This is a genomic window from Thermostichus sp. MS-CIW-36, from assembly GCF_054059035.1.
Genome location: NZ_JBSSBR010000032.1, coordinates 24,248 through 30,792 on the forward strand (window position 1 = coordinate 24,248; position 6,545 = coordinate 30,792).

Annotated in this window: 7 protein-coding genes; 2 read left to right on the forward strand and 5 right to left on the reverse strand. The window is 58.8% G+C overall.

All coding sequences use genetic code 11. The annotated features are described in order from the left end of the window. Positions 1–23 precede the first annotated feature (23 nt). On the reverse strand, positions 24–992 hold the full coding sequence (gene ygfZ / locus ACVWVQ_RS12080; protein WP_457508681.1) for a CAF17-like 4Fe-4S cluster assembly/insertion protein YgfZ: 969 nt from the start codon (positions 990–992) through the stop codon (positions 24–26). A gap of 94 nt (positions 993–1,086) precedes the next feature. On the opposite strand from ygfZ, the gene ACVWVQ_RS12085 reads away from it, so the two are divergent. After that, entirely contained in the window at positions 1,087–2,622 is a 1,536-nt protein-coding gene (locus ACVWVQ_RS12085; RefSeq protein WP_457508683.1) for a hypothetical protein, read from the forward strand. Between the two features lie 301 nt (positions 2,623–2,923). Then, on the forward strand, positions 2,924–3,118 hold the full coding sequence (locus tag ACVWVQ_RS12090; protein ID WP_011434196.1) for a hypothetical protein: 195 nt from the start codon (positions 2,924–2,926) through the stop codon (positions 3,116–3,118). Here ACVWVQ_RS12090 and ACVWVQ_RS12095 read toward each other — a convergent pair. From ACVWVQ_RS12095 to ACVWVQ_RS12110, 4 genes are all read right to left on the reverse strand, one after another. Next, complete coding sequence (locus tag ACVWVQ_RS12095) at positions 3,115–4,047, reverse strand: AEC family transporter (RefSeq protein ID WP_457508685.1); 933 nt, start codon at positions 4,045–4,047, stop codon at positions 3,115–3,117. The genes ACVWVQ_RS12090 and ACVWVQ_RS12095 overlap by 4 nt on opposite strands. A 26-nt stretch (positions 4,048–4,073) precedes the next feature. Then, complete coding sequence (locus ACVWVQ_RS12100) at positions 4,074–5,333, reverse strand: 4-hydroxy-3-methylbut-2-enyl diphosphate reductase (protein ID WP_457508687.1); 1,260 nt, start codon at positions 5,331–5,333, stop codon at positions 4,074–4,076. Positions 5,334–5,549: 216 nt separating this feature from the next. Then, positions 5,550–5,825 carry a lipopolysaccharide assembly protein LapA domain-containing protein gene (locus tag ACVWVQ_RS12105; protein WP_011434193.1) on the reverse strand — a complete coding sequence of 92 codons (276 nt, stop codon included), beginning with the start codon at positions 5,823–5,825 and terminating at the stop codon, positions 5,550–5,552. Between the two features lie 52 nt (positions 5,826–5,877). Then, entirely contained in the window at positions 5,878–6,324 is a 447-nt protein-coding gene (locus ACVWVQ_RS12110) for a pentapeptide repeat-containing protein (protein WP_457508689.1), read from the reverse strand. Positions 6,325–6,545 lie beyond the last annotated feature (221 nt).

Genomic DNA, 6,545 nt, shown 5'->3' on the forward strand with positions numbered 1-6,545 from the left:
GAGAGAGGTCTGCAAAAACAACCTCAGACAATAGGCGGAAAGCTCAAAAACGGCATTCGAGTCAGGACTCCCGGCACCGAGCCGACTTCTACTTGTAGACCTTCGGCGGGCTCAAACTTGGTGCGCACGTATCCCAATCCCAGGTACTCTTGCGAAGTTTGGCCTGCACTGGTCAGCAGCCCAATCTTTTCCCCCTGCCGCAAAATCTCTGTGCCAGGATGAGCTTCTCCTTGAAGGCGGATCCCCCACAAAGTTTGCCGAATGCGCCGGTAGGTTACCTGCTTGGCCAAGACTTCCTGGCCAACGTAGCAACCTTTGCCAAGGGAAATAGCCTGCCACAGGCCGGCTTCCAGAGGGTTGTAGTCTGAGGTCAGCTCTTGGTCGGCGGCAGGTCGACCCGCTTCTAGGCGGAGGACTTCCCACAGCTCAGGTGGGGCCAGCTTGGCTCCGGCTTGGAGCAAGCATTCTTCAAGGGCGACTTTCTGGTCAATGGTGCCCCAGAGGGTAAACCCCGGCTGGGCAAGACCCGTGCCACAAGCCAGATGGACAGGGATCCCCTGGATCTCCACGGGGCGGTGCTCATGAGGCCCGGTCGGGATCTCTTCTGAGCTCACCACTTGCTCCAGGAGAGCCTGACTCTGGGATCCGAGCAATCCAAAACCAAAGGTCTGATCTGTCTCATCTTTCAACTGTGCTCCCCGCACCAAAGGCAGCATGCGCCCCAAACTCTGCATCAGCAGGCTGCGCCGCTGGGGTGAAGTCCAGATCCAGCAGTCTTCTTCTCCCACGTACACCGTTGCCAAATCCAGGATGCCGGCGGTGGGGGTCACGAAAACCGTGTCGGCCCCCTGCCCTGGCTGGAGGGCCTTCAGATTTTGGGTGCTTTGGTTGTGCAGATAGTCCAAGCCTGGGGATCCCTTCATGCGCAAGCGGCCCCACCCGGAGCGATCCAGAAGCAGGGATCCCGTGGAAACAGCAGCTAGAAGAGACATCGCTCACCCCAGAGATGGGCTTTGGTTTTCTTCTCTACCCTAGAATAGGCTAGTTCACCCTACCGTCTGTGGCAGACCCCCGGCGTACTGAACTGTGATTGAGGTTGAAGTCCACCAACAGTTGCGGCAGCTTTTGCGGCAGTCTCCCGAAGCCCTGTGGCCCCACCAGTTGACGATGGCTCGCATGGTGGCGCGAGGGTTGCGGTTGGGTCGCAGCACCTTGATCCAGGTGCCTGCTGGGGGTCAGCACCGCCTCAGTTATCTGCTGCCGGCCCTGATGTGGCCCAACCCCACCTTGCTCTGCGCTACAGCTCCTGTGCAGGCGCAAATTTTGGGGGAAGAGATCCCCTGGCTACAGCACACCCTGCAGTTGCATAAGCCCGTCCTGCAAAAAGACCGTTGGCCGGATCCCGATTTCCAGGGGTTGCTGTTGGTGGATCCCCTGGATTGGCTGCAAGCTCGCTTGAGAAAGGGATCCTCGCAAGTGCCGACAGGGATCCCTTTGATCCTGGATGGAGCCGAAGACCTGGAAGATTGGGCCTACCAGGCGCTAACGGTGACCCTGGAAGCCAGCCATTGGCAACAGCTCCGGCAAGTCTTCCCTGCCGAGGCGGAGCAGCTCTCCCAGGTTCAGGTCAATTTGTCCCTGCAGCTTTTGCGGCGGCCTCTTTCCCGCTGTCTGCTTCATGCGGATGAACAGGTTCACCTGGATGCTGTGCTGTCTTTGGTGACAGGCTACCCCGGCTGGCTGCCGGATCCCTGGGATCAAATCCGCCGGCGGCTCAGCTCTGAGGGGGATCCCGTCTCCAAATGGATTTGGTGGGCCGAAACCGACCGAGAAACCGGTCGCCTCACCCTTCACCACAGCCCGGCGGCTCTGCACGATTGGCTGGCCCCCATTTGGGCCACACAGCCGGTGGTGATTATCGGGGAAGCGCTGGATCTGGATCGCCAGGCGGAAACCTACCGGCGACGGTTGGGCTTGCCGGATCTAACGCCGCTGCGGTTTGCCTCAGGCGAGGGTTGGCCACGTTCTGGCGGGGCGGAGCTGTCCCTCTACTTGCCGCGCCTGCCCTTGCCCAACAGCCCTCTATTTCGGGATCACCTGCTGCAAGAGCTGAAAAAGCTGATCCCTCAGGCGCAGGGCTTCGTGGTGGTGTTGGTGTCGGATCAACCTCTGCAGGCACAGGTGGGGGCGGCTTTGGCTGCCGAATTCGGCTCGCGGGTGCGGGTAAACAGCCCGTTCCCCGGCGAAAAGGGCATTTTGGTCTGCGACTGGCCCTACTGGCTGCACCACAAGGCCGGCTTGCCGCGCCCTGAGCTGATGGTGATCGCCACTTTGCCCTTCCCTTCTGTGGAAGACCCGAGGGTGGCCGGACGGGTGCAATATCTGCAACGCACCCAGCAGGACTGGTTCCGTCAGTACCTTTTGCCGGTGGCCGCTGCCCAGTTGCAACGGGCTGTTGCGCCTCTGCGGCAAAGCTCTGATTCGGGAGAAGATTCCAGCTCATCCACCCGATGGGTGGCCATTTTGGATAGCCGCATCATTGCCCGCAGCTACGGCGTCTCTCTTCTCAATGCCTTGGGGCCAACTTTGCGGGTCGAGCAGCGCAGCCAACTGTTTGTTTAGGGATCCCTGGGCCTCTTGCTCGAGTTGATGGGATGTATGGTCATTTTAAACAGGAATGAAACATTTCTGTCCAGCTCCTCTCTCCCTCTGGGAGAAGGTCTGGGGGTGGCCGCGGAAGCAGCGCGGAACGCCTGGGGAGTGTCTCAATCTAGTTTGGAATGACTATATTGAGGATTTTTTGGCTTGAGCGACTGAGAGAAGGCTTGCTCAGCATAGAGGGGAGATTTGTATCCTAGAGAGCCAAAGCCAACTGGGATCCAAGCTATTCTGAGGGTGAATCACTCCTACTCACCTTCTTCTCATGATCAGTCCTGCTCTCAGCTCCGATACAGCACTGCGCACGCAAGCAGTTTGGAAGCCGTTGCGGCAGGCCATTGTGGAAAGCTCGGGTTTTCGGGGATGGCTCCAGGGCCGGGAGTTGCCCACTCAGGAAGCAGAGCTGGATCAACTGGTGCATAGCTACCTCGAGCAAACCTTGTCTCACCTGGCCTATTAGGATCCCCAGAGTCCCAGCCAGAGGGGCAAGGTCAGCAAGGCGGCTAAGTACCCCACGGCCAAGGCAGTTACGGTAATTTCCCGATCCAAGTCGTATTCTTCCGTGAGCACCAGGGTGGCGATGGCGGGGGGCATACCGCTCTGCAGGACCAGCACCAGCTTGGCCAGAGGCGGGTAGGGGGTGAAGGCAAGGCCGATTCCCACCAAGAGCGGCACAATCACAATTTTGATCAAGAGGGCCACTCCGGCGGCAAGAAAGGATCCCCAGCGCTTCACCTGGGCCAGCCGCATCCCCAAAATCATCAAACTGAGCGGGATCATGCTCCAGGCAAAAGCCGCCAACCCTTGAGAGAGCCAACCCGGCAGGGGTTCGCGGGTCAGCAGTAGGCCCATAGCAAAAGACCAAAGAGCAGGGGTGCGCAAAATGTGGAGGCCCACCTGCCAAGGTTGGGCATGGGAACTGCCGTGGCGGCTGGCCACCCACACGCCAAACCCGTAGGCCATGAAGAGAGTGCCCAGCAGATCATAGAACAGGGCCCAGCCAAAGTAAGCCCTTCCGGCCACAGCCAAGCAGATGGGGTAGCCCAAATACCCGGTGTTCCCCAGGGTGGCGGTTAGGTGAAAGCTGCCCTGCTGGGCACTGCTCCAACAGTTGTGGCGCTGCCACCACAGCCAAGCGCTGGTCAAGGCAAACCCCAGCCCCACCGACAGCCAGCAGATCAGGGGAGCAACCCAGATTTGACCCGACAGATCCACTCCCTGCATAAACCCAACAATGCTGAGGGGCACTCCCACCCAAAACATGAATCGCCCCAAGGCGTGGGGATCCAGCCAACGCTTCCAGTCGCCGGGCAGCCCCTTCTGGAGAGCAAACCCCAGCAGCGTCCAGCCCAGCAAGGGAGGATAAACCTGAAAAAGGGTGTTGAGCACGCTCAAGAGGGAGAGGGAAGGGATCCCTAGGCAGGGATCCGCCGAGGTTCTTCACGCAGGGCGAAGATGCGTTGAATCACCTCCTCGACAACGCGGTCTGGGGTAGAGGCACCGGAGGTAATGCCGATTTGCACCGGCCCGGCGGGTAGCCACCCTTCGGTAACCGTCGGGTCTTGGTGAAGAGGCTTGTGACGGATGCGGTTGTTGGGTTGGATGCAGTCGGGGCCATCGATGTGGAAGGAAGGCAAGCCCTTGGCCAGGGCAATTTCCTGCAAGTGGGTGGTATTCGAGGAATTAAACCCCCCGATCACCACCACGACATCCAAAGGTTGCTCCAGCAGCTCGAACATGGCATCCTGCCGCTCTTGGGTGGCATTGCAGATGGTGTTAAAGCTCATGAAGTGGTTGTCTAACTCCTGGGGGCCATATTTGCGCAGCATGGTGGTCTCAAAGAGCTTAGCAATGGCGCGGGTCTCCCCCTCTAGCATGGTGGTTTGGTTGGCGATGCCGATCCGCTCCAGATCGCGATCCGGATCAAAACCGGGGGAAGTGGCCTTGCCGAAGCGCCGCCGAAATTCTGCCGCATCTCCGCCCTGCAAAATGTAGCGAGCGACCCATTCTGCTTCTTCCAGGTTCAGCACCACCAGATATTTTTCGGCAAAGGAGCTGGTGGCTACGGTTTCCTCGTGGTTGTACTTGCCGTGGATGACAGAGGTAAATTGGGCCGCGCGGTGCTTGTCCACTTGGTTCCACACGCGGGAAACCCAGGGGCAGGTGGTATCGACAATCTCATTGCCCTGCGACCGAAAAAACGCCATTTCCGATGCACTTGCCCCAAAAGCAGGCCAAATCACCACATCTTGGGGCCGGATCTGAGAAAAGTCCTTCTTGCCGTCCGGGCCTTTCTCCACAAAGCGGATCCCCATCTCCTTCAGGTGCTGGTTTACCAGAGGGTTGTGGATGATCTCGTTGGTGATCCACAGTTGCCGATCCGGAAAGCGTCGCCGCGCTTCATAAGCATATTCCACCGCCCGTTCCACGCCCCAGCAAAAGCCAAAGGCTTTGGCCAGGTGAATGGTGATGTCACCCCGCTGATAGCGGTAGGACTGGGCACGGATTTGCTCCACAAGGGGGCTTTTGTAGGTGGTTTGCAGCTCCAGTTGAGCCTGATCCTTGTGTTCTTCAAATCCCTTGGCAAAGTAGGTGCTGGATCCGCGCAGGGCTTTGCGCAGGGCCCGTGGGTCTTGGGGAGAGCTATCCGGGGAAGTGGGTTGGAAATAAGCCATGGTTACGGTTGGAGATACGCACTGATCAAGCAGACGGCGAAGGGATCCTTTCTCAGCTTACGCCCAGTCTCGCATCGGTGGGCCATTCCAGCATGCTTTCCCTAGGGCCAGCGACAAGATTGTCAAGTCAACTATAGAATTGCAGGTAGAATTGCAGGGGATCGAAGCCGTTGAGCCAAAGCCAGAAAGCAGAGGGATCCCTTTGGGAATTGGCCGTTATTGGGGCGGTTGATCCTGCATTTCCAGTTGGCGCACCCGTTCCTGTAATTGGCGGGCGGTGGCAGAAAAGCTGCGCCCAGGCCAGAGGAGAGAGCCCAGCCCCACCGTCAACAGGCCCAAGCCGACAGCCGCGGCGATGAGAAATCCCAAAGGCAGCTCCACCGAGCGCCACATCAAGAAGTGTACGGTCAGGGTGGTGGGGTTTTGTCCGGCCAGGACTGCCACTCCCAAAGCCAGCAGCAGTGTCAAGACCAAGTTGAACAGCAGCAACATCAGGGATCCCGTCGCAACAGTTCCATTCTGCCTTGTCTGCTGGGGGGGTGGCTCAAGCCCGCACACTCCCGTCAGGTAGGATGGCCCCCCTGAGGTCAGCGCCGGTCAGCACTGCTCCGCCGATTTTTGCCCCGCTCAGATCGGATCCCTGCAGTTGTGCACGGGTTAGCTTGGCTTCCCAAAGGTAGGCACCGTGCAAGTTGGCTTCCCGCAAGTCGGCAAAGCTGAGATCCGCGCCGATCAAGTTGGCTTCCCAAAGATTGGCCCCGCGGAGGTTGGCCCCCATCAAGTTGGCCGAGCTGAGATCGGCGCCGCGCAAATCGGCTTCCTGCAGGTTAATGCCACTCAGCTTGCCAAAGGAGAGGTTGGCCCCTCTCAGATTCACCCCTTGCAAGTTGGAGCGCACCAAGTCCACCCCCACCAGGTTGGATTCTTGAAAGTTGCGCTCGCCAGAGGCATATTCTGTCAGCAGCTCGTCAGCAGTTGTCACTCGGGGCATGGCCGGATACTGCCATCCGTGCGTTAAGCTTAACAATTTCTGGCTGCTCAACGGGGTACTGATGACCGCTCCGAAAGACCTACGAAACGCTAACAAACACTTCCAGAGTGTTCAGTGCCTGTCGCGTCTGATACATTTACGCTGAACACTGCTGAACATCACTGTTCAACTATGCAGCGATAGCATTCTGTTTGTTTCCAAACAGAATGGCGGTATCCCGC